Source organism: Stenotrophomonas sp. STEN056, from assembly GCF_056759635.1.
In genome coordinates this window covers 121,060-136,632 of record NZ_JBRRDL010000007.1, presented here as the reverse complement: position 1 = coordinate 136,632, position 15,573 = coordinate 121,060, and the positions used below count along the sequence as shown (strand labels likewise).

Genomic DNA, 15,573 nt, shown 5'->3' with positions numbered 1-15,573 from the left:
GGGGGGTAAGCGCCGTGGCTGGGGCGTGTGCTGGGGGGTTGCACTCACGGGAAATAAAACAACCTCAGCCCCGACGGCCGCCACGCGCCATGCCCCCTTGGGGGGTAATGACGACATCAAGAGCAACCGCAAGAGCACAAAAGCATTGAACACATTCGGACAACTCTTCCGTGTCACCACCTTCGGCGAATCGCATGGGCCGGCCATCGGCTGTGTGATCGATGGTTGCCCCCCGGGGCTGGAAATCGCGCCGGAAGAGTTCGCCCACGATCTGCAGCGTCGTGCCACAGGCAAGAGCCGCCACACCTCGGCGCGCCGCGAGGCGGATGAAGTGGAGATCCTGTCCGGCGTCTACGAAGGCCGCACCACCGGCACGCCGATCGCGCTGCTGATCCGCAACACCGACCAGCGCAGCAAGGACTACAGCAACATCGCCCAGCAGTTCCGCCCGGGCCATGCTGATTACAGCTACTGGCAGAAATACGGCATCCGCGACCCACGCGGTGGTGGCCGCTCTTCCGCGCGTGAAACCACCATGCGTGTGGCCGCTGGCGTCATCGCCAAGAAGTGGCTGCAGCAGCGCTATGGCGTGACCGTCCGCGGCTATCTGTCGCAGCTGGGTGAGATTACGCCGGCCGGTTTCGACTGGAGCGTGGTCGAAGAAAACCCCTTCTTCTGGCCCGATGCCGCACAGGTGCCGGCGCTGGAGGCGTACATGGATGCGCTGCGCAAGTCCGGTGACTCGGTTGGCGCGCGCGTGAACGTGGTCGCCGACGGCGTGCCGCCGGGTTGGGGCGAGCCCATCTACGGCAAGCTCGATGGCGATATCGCTGCGGCCTTGATGAGCATCAATGCGGTCAAGGGCGTGGAAATTGGCGATGGCTTTGCCAGCGCCGCGCAGAAGGGCACCGAGCACCGTGACCTGATCACCCCGGAAGGCTTCCAGTCCAATCACGCCGGCGGCATTCTCGGCGGCATCTCCACCGGGCAGCAGATTGTTGCTTCGATGGTGCTCAAGCCAACCTCCAGCCTGCGCCTGCCGGGTGCAACGGTGGATACGTCCGGCAATGCGGTGGATGTCATCACCACCGGCCGCCACGACCCGTGCGTGGGCATCCGTGCCACGCCGATTGCCGAGGCGATGCTGGCGATGGTGCTGGTGGACCAGGCGCTGCGTCATCGCGCGCAATGCGGTGACGTCGGTGAAATGACGCCGCGCATTCACGGTCATGTCGATGGCTGAGCAACGGCCGCGCGTCTGGGTATCGCAGCCCCTGTTCGACGATACCGTCGCGCAGCTGGCCGCGTACTGCGACGTGGTGGCCACGCCGGAAGTCAGCGCGCATGACGGCGCTGCGCTGGCCGCGCAACTGGCGGGCGTGGAGGGTGCACTGGTCACGCTCAACGACCACATCGGCGCTGCCGAAATCGCTGGCGCACCGGACTTGAAGATCGTCGCCAACGTCGGCGTGGGCTACAACAATCTGGATGTTGCCGCGCTGAGTGCGGCCGGCATCATCGCCACCAACACGCCGGACGTGCTCACCGAGACCACCGCCGACCTGGGCTTTTCATTGTTGATGGCGGCGGCGCGGCGCATCGTCGAATCGGACCGCTGGCTGCGCGAAGGCAACTGGGGCCAGTGGTCGTTCACCACCATGCTGGGCGCCGACCTGCATGGCAGCACGCTGGGCATACTCGGCATGGGCCGCATTGGCCAGGCCATTGCCCGTCGCGGCCACCACGGCTTTGGCATGAAGGTGCTGTACCACAACCGTTCGCGGTTGCCGGCTGCGCAGGAGCAGGCGGTTGGCGCACGCTATGTCGGCTTCGATGAGCTGCTGACCAGCGTCGATCACCTGGTTCTGGTGCTGCCGTACAACGCGCAGAACCACCACATCATCAACGACGCGGCGCTGGCAAGGATGAAGCCGACGGCCACGCTGGTGAACATCGCCCGGGGTGGCATCGTCGATGAGCTGGCGCTGGCCGACGCGCTGGCCAATGGCCGGCTGGCCTCGGCAGCGCTGGATGTCTACGAAGACGAACCGAACGTGCGTGCGGAACTGCTGGCCCTGCGCAACATCGTGCTGACCCCGCATATCGGCAGTGCATCACTGGCCACGCGCCGGGCGATGGTGCAGATGGCCGTGGACAACCTGCTGGCCGGGTTGGGCGTGGGGCCGGAGGCGGGTCATCCTGCCAATGCAGTCAATGCCGAACTTCTGGCCGATGGCAGCGCCCGCATGGCTGCCATTGCCAACCGCAAAACCGGCAGCAAAAAACGGTAGGGAGCCTCCGTGGCTGTCCGCCGGAGGTTCCCCGAACCTGGCTCGATGTGTGTCCCCCCAAACCTTTATGAGTGCACCCCATGAGCAATGAAGCCCGTCGTTTCCACGTAGCCGTTGTTGGCGCCACCGGCGCCGTCGGCCAGACCATGTTGTCGATCCTGGCCGAGCGCAATTTCCCGATCAGTAAGCTGACCCTGCTCGCCTCCGAGCGTTCGGCCGGCCAGCAGGTCGACTTCGAGGGCGACAAGATCACCATCCAGGACCTGGCCACGTTCGACCCGGCCGGCGTCGAGATCGCCCTGTTCTCGGCCGGTGGCGGTATTTCCAAGGAATACGCGCCGAAGTTTGCGGTCGCTGGCGCAGTCGTTATCGACAACTCGTCCTCGTTCCGCTACGACGATGACGTGCCGCTGGTGGTGTCCGAAGTGAACCCGGAAGCGGCGAAGAACCGCCCGCGCGGCATCATCGCCAACCCCAACTGCTCGACCATGCAGCTGATGCCGGTGCTGGCGCCGATCCATCGGGAATACGGCATCGAACGCATCAACATCGCCACCTACCAGTCGGTGTCCGGTGCCGGCCAGACCGGCATGGAAGAGCTGGGCAAGCAGACCGCGCAGCTGCTGGGCTTCCAGGAGATCGAGCCGAAGAAGTTCCCGATGCAGATCGCCTTCAACCTGATCCCGCATATCGATGACTTCCTGGACAACGGCTTCACCAAGGAAGAGATGAAGCTGGTCTGGGAGACCCGCAAGATCCTCGGCGACGACAGCATCCTGGTGAACCCCACCGCCGTGCGCGTGCCGGTGTTCTACGGCCACTCCGAGGCCGTCAACATCGAAACGAAGAAGAAGATCACCATCGAGCAGGCGCGCGAACTGCTGGCCGCCGCACCGGGCGTGAAGGTGGTGGACGAGCGCAAGGCCGGTGGCTATCCGACCCCGGTGACCCACGCCTCGGGCACCGATCCGGTCTACGTCGGGCGCATCCGTGAGGACATCTCGCACCCGCGTGGCCTCAACATGTGGGTGGTGGCCGACAACATCCGCAAGGGCGCCGCGCTCAACGCGGTGCAGGTCGCCGAACTGGTCGCCAACGGCGGCTGAGGTGGCGGACAACGCCGGCCAAGGGCCGGCGTTGTCGTGGGCGCGGGAACCGCGCGGTACTAGAAAGGCGGTACAGCCGTTATATTTGCCGCCATGAAACTTCCGGGCAAAGGCGCGATGCGCTCCATACAAGGCGTGATGGTTCTCGTCCTGGCGCTGTTCAGCAGTGCCGCGATGGCCTTGGGGCTGGGCAACATCCGCGTGCTGTCCAAGCCCGGGCAGCCGCTGGTGGCCGAGATCCCGGTCATCACCGCCGATCCCGGCGAGCTGGACAACGCCCGCGCAGGGCTGGCCACGCCAGCAACGTTCGAGCGTGTCGGCCTGCCGCCGCCGGACGGCCTGGTGAGCGAGCTGCAGTTCCAGTTCGCCCAGGACCGTGAAGGCCGTGCCGTGATCCGCGTCACCAGCGCCGCGCCGGTGCAGGTGCCGTCGGTGGGCTTCCTGATCGAAGTGGATTGGGGGCAGGGCCGCCTGGTCCGCGAATATTCGGCATTGATCGCCGCGCCAGAAACCGCCACGGCCGTTGCCGAGCCGGTGATCGATGCGCCGCAGGCCGCACCGTCCAACCTGATCGTCCGCGATCCCGAGCCGCTGCCGCAGACGCCGGCAACGGAACTGGAGCCGGTTGCCCCGCCGGCGGCCGCGCCGGTTGCAGCCGTTGCGCCACGCCAGACCGCCAGCCCGGTGGCAGCCCCCGTGCCGCGTGCGGCAGGCGAGCTGGCTCCGGTACGGCGTGGGCAGAGCCTGTCGCAGATCGCCAGTGCGCTGGGCCGCGAGAACGGTTATTCCCTGAACCAGAACATGGTTGCGTTGATGCGCGCCAACCCGGAAGCCTTCATCCGCGGCAACGTCAACCTGCTCAAGCAGGGCGCGGTGCTCAGGACCCCGGCGGAAGAGGAACTGGCCCGGGTGGACGCCGCCGAAGCCCGCAGCATCGTGCGCGAGCAGACCGCGCAATGGCGCCAGGCCCGCGCTGCCATTCCGCAGCCGGCCATCGCTGATGCGGCTGCGGTGGCAAAGCCGGCCGTCAACAACCCGGCCAATGCCGCGTCGAATGACGCGCGCTTGGAGATCGCCCCGGCCGTTGCCGGTGGTCAACAGAATGCAGGAATGACGACCGGCCTCGATGCCGGTGGCGAGGGTGACATGCTGGCAAACGAACAACTGCAACAGGCGCGGGAAGACCTGGCCACGCGTGATGCGGAGTTGCAGGAACTGCGTGACCGCGTTGCCGAGCTGGAAAAGCTGCAGAAGCAGCAGCAGTCGCTGATTGCGATGAAGGATTCGGACCTGGCCGCTGCCCAGCAGCGCCTGGCACAGAGCAACGCGCAGGAAGGTTCGGCATCGCTGGGTTGGCTCTGGCTGGGCCTGGCCTTGCTGGTGCTCGGTGGCGTCGCCTGGCTGTTGTCGCGCCGTCGCAAGCCTTCACCGCTGAAGGCCGCATCGCGGGACGGGTTCAGCGCCGAGGCCCTGGCCTTCGCGATGCCGGCAGGCGCTGCCTCGCTTGATCAAGGCAATGACAGCGAGCAGGGCGCCGATGTTCAAGCGCCCGCTGCAGCGGCTGCGCAGGCGGGTGCGGACGACGAGCTGGCGCGTGAGGCGCAGGCAGGCGATGTCCCGGCCTGGGCGGTTGGCGAAACGCCGGCTGCGACTGATTCGCTGCCGCCGGTCGAACACAAGCCGGTTTTCATGTTTGAAGCATCGCGTGGCTATGCGCGCCCGCAGGAAGCGCCGCTGGTCGCCGAGCCGGCCGCCGCCGACGAAGCGCGCTGGCTGGCCGGTGACATGGCCGCGGTTGCGCCGTTGAATCCTGCGCCGGCGGGGCGTGAGCGGCTGGAGCTGGCCATCGCGTACCTGGACCTGGGCGACGCGGAGACTGCGCGTACGTTGCTCAATGAAGTTGCCTTGGGTCGCGATCCATTGGCGCGTACCGAAGCACTTGAGCTGTTGAATCGACTGGGCTGAGGGCGTTGCGATGAAGCGCGAGCGTTGTATCGATTATGTGGAATTTGCTTCGCGCGATCCGGCCGCCAGCCGTCGTTTTTTCGAGCAGGTGTTCGATTGGGTGTTCCAGGACTACGGTCCGGATTACACGGCCTTCGACGATGGGCTGCTGCAGGGCGGTTTCTTCCGCGGCGTGCCGGCGACCGCTGAAGCCGGTGCTCCGTTGCTGGTGATCTACGCCGAACAGCTGGCGCCGGTGCAGGCCAGGGTGGAGGCCTGCGGGGGCAGCGTGGTGAAGCCAGTGTTTACTTTTCCCGGTGGCCGTCGTTTCCAGTTCACCGAACCCGGTGGCAACGAGCTGGCCGTGTGGTCCGAGCGCGACAGCGACTGACCCGGCCGTCGTGGTTGACGGTGCCTGCAGACAAGAGGTTTGAAGATGCGTTACGCGCTGGGCGTGGAATACGACGGCAGCGAGTTCAAGGGCTGGCAGCAGCTCGGTGAAAGCGGCTGTGCAAGTGTGCAGGCGACGCTGCAGGACGCGTTGTCATCGGTGGCCAACGCGCCGATCAGCGTGGTCTGTGCAGGGCGCACCGATGCCGGTGTGCACGGCGAGTGCCAGGTGGTGCATTTCGACAGTGATGTGGAACGTTCGCCGCGCGGATGGGTGCTGGGCACCACCACGCGCCTGCCGCCGTCCATCTGCGTGCGCTGGTGCGTGCTTGCGGCGGATGACTTCCATGCGCGCTTCTCGGCCAAGGCGCGGCGGTATCGCTATCGCCTGTTGAACCGTCAGGTGCGCCCGGCCTTGTACCGGCAGACGCTGAGCTGGGAACGCCGTGCACTGGACGCCGATGCCATGCATCGCGCCGCGCAGGCGCTGCTGGGCGAAAACGACTTTGGCGCCTTCCGCAGTGCGCAGTGCCAGGCATTGCATGCCCGGCGCGAGTTGCAGGCGATCTCGGTGAGCCGTCAGGGTGAGGTCGTCGAAGTACAGGTGCAGGCCAATGCGTTCCTGCACCACATGGTGCGCAACATCGTCGGCTCGCTGCTGATGGTGGGCGCTGGCGAGAAGCCGGAGGAATGGATCGGTGAACTGCTGGCCGGGCGTGACCGCAATCTGGCCGGGCCAACTGCGCCGCCGCAGGGGCTGGTGTTCGTCGGGCCGCTGTATCCTGACAGCTGGCAATTGCCGGCAGAGGTGACGCTATGAGCCGTACCTTGTTCCGTACCCGCATCAAGTTCTGTGGCATGACCCGTGCGGGCGATATCCGCCTGGCCAGCGAGCTGGGTGTGGACGCCATCGGCTTCATCTTCGCCAAGGGCAGTGTCCGGCGCGTGGCGCCTTCGGAAGCCCGCGCAATGCGGCAGGCCATCGCACCGATGGTGGACGTGGTGGCGCTGTTCCAGCACAACAACCGCGAGGAAATCCGTGAGGTGCTGCGTGCGGTGCGGCCGACCTTGTTGCAGTTTCATGGCGACGAGGATGATGCCTTCTGCCGCAGCTTCAACATGCCGTACCTGAAGGCCATTGCCATGGGTGGTGGCGCGGAAGTCACCGTGCGTGGGCTGCAGCAGATGTACCCGCATGCGGCGGGTTTCCTGTTCGACAGCCATGCACAGGGGGGCAGTGGTGGTACCGGCGTGGCGTTCGACTGGTCGCGGATTCCGGCCGGTGTGCACCGTCCCTACCTGCTGGCCGGCGGCATCCGCCCGGAAAATGTGCACGATGCCATTCTTGCGACGCAGCCCTGGGGGGTGGATGTCTCCAGTGGCATTGAATCCGCGCCGGGGCTGAAGGACGGCTACAAGATGCGGCAGTTCGTGGAGGAAGTGCGGCGTGCAGATGCCACTGCAGACGAAGCTGAATCGGCAGGTTGAGCGCACGGATTGCGTCATGCGGTCAGCCGAATGGCACCTGCCGGCGTCCCTGTGAAGGGGTAATCCCTTTATGATGGACCGAGGGCGAACACACGGATGCCTGTGGAGATTGCCGCACTTTTCCCGCGAAAAGCGCGAGCCGCACGGTAGCCCGGTGCCACAAGGAATGGATGCATGGCCGAGTTTCTGGACGTAGTGCTGTCATATCCGACGCTGCCTTACAGCGTCGTGCTTTGCTTTGCGGTCATCTATTGGATGCTGGCAGCAACCGGCATCGTTGATGAAGGCGGCATCGGCAGTGGTGATGGGGCTGACTTCCATTCCGGTGGCGAAGGTGCCACCGGCCTGGCTGGAATGTTCGCGCGGCTGGGCCTGGGCGGCGCGCCAACCATGCTGGTGGTATTGCTGCTGGCTTTCTTCGGCTGGACGACCACCTATCTGGTTCAGCTCTTCTTTCTCCAATCTTTGCCGACGCCGCTGCGCTGGGGCATTGGCACGGTGGTGGCGCTGGGCGCATTGATCCCTGGCGCGGTTGTGTCCTCCTGGGTGCTGCGCCCGATCCGTCGCCTGCTGATGAAGCTGCGGCCGGTGGAGCAGGCATCGATCCTGGGCAAGACCGGGCAGGTCACCTCGCCGGAGGTCACTGCCGAACGTGGCTATGCGCAGTTTGATGACGGTGGTGCAGGCTTGATCCTGCAGGTGCGCAGCCGTGATGGGCGCCGCCATGTGCGCGGGGATCAGGTGCGCCTGGTCGATTATCTTCCCGAAACAAATCACTACCTGGTGGTCGGCGAGGCCGAGCTGCCAGCGTTGGACGTTTCCATTCCTCAAGTATCAGGTGACAAGGAGATCCACTGATGACACTGACTGCCATTGCCCCATTTGTTGTCGGCGTAGGCATCCTGCTGGTGTTTTTCCTGGGGCTGGCAGGCCTGTTCAAGGCGTTCTACAAAAAGGTCGACCAGGGCACGGCCCTGATCGTCAATGACATGAGCTCCACCCCCAAGGTGCACTTCACCGGCGCGTTGATCATCCCCGTGCTGTACCGCGCCGAGCATATGCGCATCAGCCTGATCACCCTGCAGGTGGACCGCCGCGGCAAGGAAGGCCTGATCTGCCGCGACAACATGCGTGCCGACATCACCGTGGCCTTCTACCTGCGCGTCAATGAAACCCAGGCCGACGTGCTGCGCGTGGCCAAGGCCATCGGCGCGGACCGTGCATCGGACAAGAACGCGGTGGACGAGCTGTTCAATGCCAAGTTCTCCGAGGCACTGAAAACGGTCGGCAAGAAGTTCGACTTCACCCAGTTGTTCGAGAAGCGCCAGGAGTTCCGCGACGAGATCATCGCGGTGATCGGCAACGATCTGAATGGCTACGCGCTGGAAGACGTGGCCATCGATTACCTGGAGCAGACGCCGAAGTCCCTGCTCGATCCGAGCAACATCCTCGACGCCGAAGGCATCCGCAAGATCACCGAGCTGACCGCAGCCCAGAACGTGATCACCAACGAACTGGCGCAGAACGAGCGCCTGGCCATCACCAAGAAGAACGTGGAAGCCACTGAAGCCACGCTGGCGCTGCAGCGTCAGCAGGCCGAGGCCGAAGCAAGGCAGCGGCGCGAAGTGGAGACCATCCGTGCCCGCGAAGAAGCAGAGACGCTCAAGGTGCAGGAAGAGCAGCGCCAGCTTTCGGAAAATGCCCGCATCGAGGCGCAGCAGCTGATCGACATCCGCGAGCAGAACCGCCTGCGCGAAGTGGAAGTGGCCGAGCAGAACCGCCAGCGTGCGGTGGCCATCGAGGTTGAGCGCGTGGCGCGTGCCCGCCAGCTGGAGCAGGTCACGACCGACCGCGAAGTACAGCTGCAGGGCGTGGAGCGCGACAAGGTGGTCGAGCAGGGCAAGATGGATGTGGCCAACATCACCCGCGAGCGCATCTCCATCGACAAGACCGTGGCGCAGGAAGAAGAGCGCATCAAGGAAGTGCGCCAGGTGTCCGAGGCTGATCGCCTGAAGCAGGTAGCCATCCTGGAGGCCGAGGCCGAAGCGCAGGAAGCCCTGCTCAAGCAGGTCAAGGAAGCAGAGGCCAGTGAGGCCGCAGCCAAGCACCGTGCCGTGGAGATCACCACGCTGGCGCAGGCCGAGTTCGACGCGGCCGGCAAGCAGGCCGAAGCCAAGAAGGCACTGGCCGAAGGCATCCGCGCCGAGCGTGCCGCCCCGGGCCTGGCCGATGCGCAGGTCAAGGAAGCCGGCGCGCTGGCCATCGAGAAGGTGGGTATTGCCGAGGCGCGCGTGGTCGATGCCATGGCCGATGCCAACTTCAAGCAGGGCAGTGCCGAAGCGCGTGTACTGGCCGAACAGCTGGCCGCGCGTGCGCTGGGTGAGGAGCAGATGGGCCGTGCCAAGGCCACTGCGACCGAAACGCAGGGCCTGGCCGAAGCCTCGGTCATCGAGAAGAAGCTGCTTGCCGAGGCCGACGGCCTGACCCGCAAGTTCCAGGCCATTGATTCGCTCGGCGAGACCGCACGCGGTCACGAAGAGTTCCGCATGACCCTGGAAACCAGCCTGAAGCAGGCACTGGCGACGTTGGATGCCGGCAAGGAAGTGTCCAAGGAAAACGCCGAAGTCATCGCCAGCGCCCTGCGCAATGCCGACATCGACATGGTGGGCGGCGACGGTGGCATGTTCGATAACCTGGTCAAGGCGATGTCGCTGGGGCGCTCGATCGAAGGCCTTGCCGACAAGAGCCCGATCGTGCAGGACCTGATGCAGCGCTATCTCGGCGTGGATGCCGCCGCACGTGGCAAGCCGGCCCGGCAGATCGCCGGCGGTGGCGCCGCTTCGGAGCCGGATGCAGGCTGAGTGAGCATGCGCCCGGGCGTTGCATCGCCCGGGCGTGCAATCGAGGGTGTCGGGTGTGGTCCCGGCGCTGGCGTGGATGATGGCGCCTGCTCAGCTGGCCGATTGGCCGCGCGGCGCCATGGCAGGGAATGACCGATGGCCGATACAAACCAGGACTCCGCAGTTTCGACCGATGCCGGTTCCATCGCCGACCAGGCGGTGGCGCAGGGTGGCGCCTACGAGGTGCTGCGCAAGCGCCTGAGCGACCAGGGCACGCGCCTGCGGCAGCTGGTCGAGGCAATGAACCAGCGGCGTCTGCAGGAGTTCGGCGACAGCCGCATGGAGGTAGCCGGGCGCTTCCGCATCCGTACCGAGAACAACTGTGTCGGCCGCGACATCGTGCAGGTCGGCGACGACCTGCTGTTGTTCGGCTACAACGTGTTCATCGGTTTGAAGACGCAGACGCGTGTGGAGGACGTGTTCGGCCTGTACCGCATGGTCGAAGGTGCCGAGGGCTATGACGTCACCCCGGTTGACCTGAAATCCAGCTTCCTGGGCCAGCCGGGTTTCCTGCACGATTTCAACGAGCTTTACGCCTATTACAAGCATGCGCGGCTGCTGCAGCTGATCGTGCGTGACGGCAAGTTGCTGGCTGCGTTCCAGATTGGTGAGCGCAGCAGCGACGTGCGTGTGTTCCGTTGGTCGTTGCCGCCCGGTGGCGAGCTGACTTACATCGACGCGCGCGGCGAACGCGACATCGCGCTGCCGCCGCCGTTTGATTTTGAATGGATGCGGGCAAGCCGCGACATGCTGGTGACCGGGCGCTTCCCGCACCTGAACATCCTCGACACGATCTTCGTGGAGACCACCGGCGGCGACCTGACGATCAAGGTGGAGAACAACACCGAAACCGGGCAGGGCGTGTACAGCGAGCCGGTCGAGGACAGCACCCAGTCGGTGGATGATGCCGATATTGAATTTGCACAGGTGGGGTCGCTGATCCTGCTCAAGGTGCAGCCGTATCGCGAGGATGTGTGTCGCGGGCTGATCTACAACACGTTGACCGGCAAGGTGGTGCGCAACGACGCCATCGTCCAGGCCTGTGTGCAGTTGCCCGATGACCACGGCATCATTTTCCCCGGCGGCTATTACCTGCAAAGTGGCGAGCACAAGGCGTTCGATGCCTCGATGCAGGGCATGCGCTACAAGCGTTCCATCCGCTCGCCCAACGGCGAGGACATGCTGTACATCTTCTACGAGCGTGAGGCCGGCAAGTCGGCGCTGTTCGTCTACAACAGCATCCAGCGGGCGCTGCAGAACCCGGTGTTCGGGTTGGGCTACGCGTTCCTGCGCGACGGCCGCATGGTGCTGTTCAATGCCGAAAACCAGGAGCCGACCCGCATCCATCCGATGCAGGTCTGGCAGACACCGTTCAGCAGTGACGAGTTCGCGGCGCACCGTCCGGCGGGCACCAGTTTCATGGCGCGCATCGGCAACGCCGAACTGGTGCGTGGCATCTCCAACCTGCTGGATCTGGGGCGCGAGATCGACAGCCGCGAGGTGTCGCTGCAGCGCTATGAGCTGCTGACCCACAACGCCAGGCGACTGTTCGATACGCACCATTGGCTGGATGACGCCAACTGTGAAGGTGCAGCCACGCTGCTGCGTGAGATCAGTGCCACCGGCGAATCGATGCTCGACGAGTACGAAAAAGTCGAGAGCATCCGCAAGCAATCGGCACAGGCGATGGCCGAGGTCACCAGCCAGCACAGGGTTCTGCTTGGGCGCGTGCAGCCGCAGAACTGGTCGAAGATCGGCGAGTTTGTCGAGGCGCTGGGCGAGATCGGCAAGCTGCGTGGGCGGTTGTTGACCGTCCGCGATTATCGCTATGTGGATGTCGCGGCGATCGACGCGATGAATGCCGCATTGCAGGAGGCGCACGACCGCGTTGGTGTGGCGACGGGCGAGTTCCTGGGCAGTGACAAGGCGCTGTTGCCGTTCGGTGAGCGCCTGCAGGCGTTGGACGATGCTGCCCAGCAGGCACAGACCGCGCGGCAGCTCGCTGACCAGATTGAGCAGATGCAGGCCATGTCCGGCGAACTGGACATGCTTTCCGAATTGATGGCCAGCCTGAAGGTGGATGACGCCGCCCAGCGCACACGGGTGGTCGAGGCGATTTCCGGTATCTATGCCAAGCTCAACCAGTCGCGTGCGCGTGCAGACCAGCGCCGCCGCTCGCTGGGTTCGGCCGAGGCGGTGGCGCAGTTTGGCGCGCAGTTTTCGTTGTTCAGCCAGGCCATCACCAGTGCCCTGGGTTTGGCGACTGACCCCGAGCGTGCCGACGAACAACTGTCGCGGTTGATGGTGCAGCTGGAAGAACTGGAGAGCCAGTTCGGCGAACATGAGCAGTTCCTCGGCGACATCCTCAACAAGCGCGAGGAGTTGCTGGACACCTTCGAGTCGCACAAGCAGACCTTGCTGGATGCCCGCCAGCGCAAGGCGCAGTCGGTGCTGGATGCGGCCAATCGCATTCTTGACGGCCTGGCCAAACGCACCGAGCGCTTCACCACGGTCGATGAACTCAATGCATTCTTTGCCGGCGATCCGCTGATCCTGAAATTGCGCGAGCTGGCCGAACGCCTGCGCGAGTACAAGGACAGCGTCAAGGCGGACGACGTCGAAGCGCGGCTGAAGGGTGTGCGCGACCAGGCAGTACGCGCCCTGCGTGATCGCAGCGATCTGTTTGAAGGCGGCGGCAACGTGATCCGTCTCGGTCGCCATCGCTTCAGCGTCAATACGCAGCCGCTGGACCTGACCATCCTGCCGCGCGGTGATGGCTTGTCGGTGCATCTGACCGGCACTGATTACTACGAACCCATCGTTGATCCGGAGTTGGAAGCGCTGCGCGATTACTGGCCGGTGACGCTGGATTCGGAATCGCCCACGCTGTACCGCGGCGAGTATCTGGCCGGTTTGATCCTCGACGCGGCCATCCGCGGCCAGGAAGGGTTGAGCCTTGAACAACTGCTGCGCGATGCCGCACAGGCCGATGTACTGGGCAAGCGGGTGCGTGATTTCGCCGCGCCGCGCTACCGCGAGGGTTACGAAAAGGGCATTCACGACCACGACGCCACGCTGATATTGCAGGCATTGTTGCCGCTGTATCACAGCGCCGGTGCCCTGGTGCACGCACCGGCCGCGCGCGCATTGGCGCTGTTGTTCTGGTCGCGCGAAGGCAAGCGTGAAGACATTGCGCAGTGGGTTGAACGTGCCGCCGGTGCATTCGCCATCGCCCGCATGTTTGCCGCACGCGAGGGACTGGATGCCCTGCGCAATGAGATCGCCCAGGCCTTGGCCGCCTTCCAGGCCGAGAACGAACTGCCGTTTGACGCTGCAGCGGCAACGACTGGCGCGGACTACCTGCTCGCGGAACTGGCTGCTGGTGAACCGACCTTCGGTTTCAGCGGTTACGCGCGGCAACTGGTGACTGGTCTGCGCGAACAGTTGCAGGCTGCCGGGCAGGGGGATGCTTTTGATCGCTCGCTGCAGAAGCTGGCCAAACGGCCGGCGCTGCAATGGGCACAGGCCGAGCATTGGCTGCGGGCAATGTGCAGCCAGGCGCAGTTCGCGGCGCTGTCCGGTTATGTGCCGGAAGCGGTTGCGATGTTGCTGGGTGAACGCAGCCTGCGCAGCCAGGTGCGCGACGTCACGCTGATCGCTGACACCGCCGGGCTGCTGGGTGAACACCCGCGCATCCGCGAGGGCCACCTGCCGTTGTCGGTCGATGATTTCCTGGGCCGCTGGCAGGCGCATCGCGACCAGTTCCAACCGGCGTTCGAGCGCTATCAGGCACTGCGGCACCGCATCAGTGCGCGCGAGCGCGAAGCCCTGCGTCTTGCCGAATTCCAGGCGCGGCCACTGAGTTCATTCGTCCGCAACAAGCTGATCAACGATGTCTACCTGCCGATCATCGGCGACAACCTTGCCAAGCAGATGGGCACGGTGGGCGAGAACAAGCGCAGTGACCTGATGGGCCTGCTGATGATGATCAGCCCGCCCGGTTACGGCAAAACCACCTTGATGGAATACGTGGCCAACCGCCTGGGCCTGGTCTTCATGAAGATCAATGGCCCGGCGCTGGGGCACGAAGTGCGCTCGCTGGATCCGGAGCAGGCGCCGGATGCCACTTCGCGGCAGGAGCTGTTGAAGCTCAACCTGGCGCTGGAGATGGGCAACAACACCATGTTGTATGTCGACGACATCCAGCACACGCACCCGGAGTTCCTGCAGAAATTCATCTCGCTGTGCGATGGCACCCGTCGCATCGAAGGCGTGTGGAAGGGGCGCACCAAGACCTACGACCTGCGCGGCAAGAAGTTCTGCGTGGTGATGGCCGGCAACCCGTATACCGAGTCCGGCGAGGTGTTCAAGGTGCCGGACATGCTGGCCAACCGTGCCGACATCTACAACCTGGGCGATGTACTCGGCGGCATGGAAGAGGCCTTCAAGCTCAGCTACATCGAAAACAGCCTCACCTCCAGCCAGGTGCTGGCGCCGATGGCCACGCGCGACCTGGCCGATCTGTACGTGCTGGTGGACAAGGCCAGCGGCAAGGAGGTTTCGACCAACGCCTTGAGCCATGCCTACAGCGGTGCGGAGATCAACGAGATTGTCGCCACGCTGGAGCGCCTGGCGCAGGTGCGCGAGGTGGTCTATCGGGTCAACCAGCAGTACATCGCCAGCGCTGCGCAGGCGGACAAGTACCGCGTCGAGCCCTCGTTCCGGCTGCAGGGCAGCTACCGCAACATGAACAAGCTGGCCGAGAAGATTTCGCCGGTGATGAATGCCGCCGAGCTGCAGCAGCTGATCTCCGACCACTACCTGGGTGAGTCGCAGCTGCTGACCAGTGGTTCGGAAGAGAATCTGCTCAAGCTGGGCGAACTGCGCGGCGTGCTGGATGCGCCGCAGCAGGCGCGCTGGGAGCAGATCAAGCGCGACTTCATGCGCGACAAGGCCATGGGCGGTGATGATGCCGATACCGGCGCGCGCGTCGTTGCACAGCTGGCCGACATCGCCAGTGGCCTGCAGGGGCTGCGCGCCGATGAAGTGCCAGTCGCAGCTCCGGTGGCCGCGGCGGTGGAAGCACCGTGGGAGCAGATCGTCGCCTTGCTGCAGGCACTGGCCGCACGGCCGGTGCCTGCGGCCGCGGCGGTTGAAACACCGGCAACGGTGGCACCGTCGCAGGATCTCGAGCCGCTGCTGCGGGCCTTGGCCGACTCCCAGCAACGTCAGGGGCAGGTCGGTGATGCCTTGGCGCAACTGGCGGCGCAACTGCGCGACTGGCTGGCCAGGGAGCCGGCAGCGGGCAAGCCGGCCCCGCGCGTTCGCCGGGCTCGCAGTCCGGAGGAGAAAGCGCTGGACGAGGCCTTGATGCGCCACTTCTATGGCGGGCAGGTGGTGGTGCCGGGCCAGCAGGGCAGCCGCAAGGACGAGGAGCCCGGTGAGCCCTGAAGC

At 65.0% G+C, this 15,573-nt stretch carries 10 protein-coding genes; all 10 read left to right on the top strand.

Annotation, left to right across the window (positions count from 1 at the left end; genetic code table 11):
- Positions 1-145: 145 nt before the first annotated feature.
- The 10 genes from aroC to ACVOLO_RS06575 all read left to right on the top strand — a co-directional run bounded on the left by aroC (position 146) and on the right by ACVOLO_RS06575 (position 15,570).
- Entirely contained in the window at positions 146-1,243 is a 1,098-nt protein-coding gene (gene aroC / locus ACVOLO_RS06620) for a chorismate synthase (protein WP_481569450.1), read from the top strand.
- Complete coding sequence (locus tag ACVOLO_RS06615) at positions 1,236-2,291, top strand: 2-hydroxyacid dehydrogenase (protein WP_481569457.1); 1,056 nt, start codon at positions 1,236-1,238, stop codon at positions 2,289-2,291. Before aroC ends, ACVOLO_RS06615 begins: the two co-directional genes overlap by 8 nt.
- Before the next feature lie 80 nt (positions 2,292-2,371).
- A complete protein-coding gene (locus tag ACVOLO_RS06610) occupies positions 2,372-3,397 on the top strand; it encodes an aspartate-semialdehyde dehydrogenase (RefSeq protein WP_481569449.1) in 1,026 nt (341 codons plus the stop codon).
- Between the two features lie 93 nt (positions 3,398-3,490).
- Positions 3,491-5,362: a type IV pilus assembly protein FimV gene (locus ACVOLO_RS06605; protein ID WP_481569448.1), complete on the top strand. Its 1,872-nt coding sequence runs from the start codon at positions 3,491-3,493 to the stop codon at positions 5,360-5,362.
- Between the two features lie 10 nt (positions 5,363-5,372).
- A complete protein-coding gene (locus ACVOLO_RS06600) occupies positions 5,373-5,732 on the top strand; it encodes a VOC family protein (RefSeq protein ID WP_481569447.1) in 360 nt (119 codons plus the stop codon).
- Positions 5,733-5,777: 45 nt separating this feature from the next.
- Entirely contained in the window at positions 5,778-6,551 is a 774-nt protein-coding gene (truA, locus tag ACVOLO_RS06595) for a tRNA pseudouridine(38-40) synthase TruA (RefSeq protein ID WP_481569446.1), read from the top strand.
- A complete protein-coding gene (locus tag ACVOLO_RS06590) occupies positions 6,548-7,219 on the top strand; it encodes a phosphoribosylanthranilate isomerase (RefSeq protein WP_481569445.1) in 672 nt (223 codons plus the stop codon). Before truA ends, ACVOLO_RS06590 begins: the two co-directional genes overlap by 4 nt.
- A 174-nt stretch (positions 7,220-7,393) precedes the next feature.
- Positions 7,394-8,077, top strand: coding sequence for a hypothetical protein (locus tag ACVOLO_RS06585; protein WP_481569444.1), 684 nt, complete (start codon positions 7,394-7,396; stop codon positions 8,075-8,077).
- Complete coding sequence (locus tag ACVOLO_RS06580) at positions 8,077-10,080, top strand: flotillin family protein (RefSeq protein ID WP_481569443.1); 2,004 nt, start codon at positions 8,077-8,079, stop codon at positions 10,078-10,080. The genes ACVOLO_RS06585 and ACVOLO_RS06580 overlap by 1 nt, the downstream gene beginning before the upstream one ends.
- Before the next feature lie 135 nt (positions 10,081-10,215).
- Positions 10,216-15,570, top strand: a complete 5,355-nt coding sequence (locus ACVOLO_RS06575; RefSeq protein WP_481569442.1) for a DNA repair ATPase — start codon at positions 10,216-10,218, stop codon at positions 15,568-15,570.
- Positions 15,571-15,573: the final 3 nt, after the last annotated feature.

What these genes read in the sequence shown, in the direction of transcription:
- ACVOLO_RS06610 (WP_481569449.1), top strand. Translation starts at nt 2,372, where the DNA reads ATGAGCAATGAAGCCCGTCGTTTCCACGTAGCCGTTGTTGGCGCCACC.
- ACVOLO_RS06600 (WP_481569447.1), top strand. Translation starts at nt 5,373, where the DNA reads ATGAAGCGCGAGCGTTGTATCGATTATGTGGAATTTGCTTCGCGCGAT.
- ACVOLO_RS06575 (WP_481569442.1), top strand. Translation starts at nt 10,216, where the DNA reads ATGGCCGATACAAACCAGGACTCCGCAGTTTCGACCGATGCCGGTTCC.
- truA (WP_481569446.1), top strand. Translation starts at nt 5,778, where the DNA reads ATGCGTTACGCGCTGGGCGTGGAATACGACGGCAGCGAGTTCAAGGGC.
- ACVOLO_RS06580 (WP_481569443.1), top strand. Translation starts at nt 8,077, where the DNA reads ATGACACTGACTGCCATTGCCCCATTTGTTGTCGGCGTAGGCATCCTG.
- ACVOLO_RS06585 (WP_481569444.1), top strand. Translation starts at nt 7,394, where the DNA reads ATGGCCGAGTTTCTGGACGTAGTGCTGTCATATCCGACGCTGCCTTAC.
- ACVOLO_RS06590 (WP_481569445.1), top strand. Translation starts at nt 6,548, where the DNA reads ATGAGCCGTACCTTGTTCCGTACCCGCATCAAGTTCTGTGGCATGACC.
- ACVOLO_RS06615 (WP_481569457.1), top strand. Translation starts at nt 1,236, where the DNA reads ATGGCTGAGCAACGGCCGCGCGTCTGGGTATCGCAGCCCCTGTTCGAC.
- ACVOLO_RS06605 (WP_481569448.1), top strand. Translation starts at nt 3,491, where the DNA reads ATGAAACTTCCGGGCAAAGGCGCGATGCGCTCCATACAAGGCGTGATG.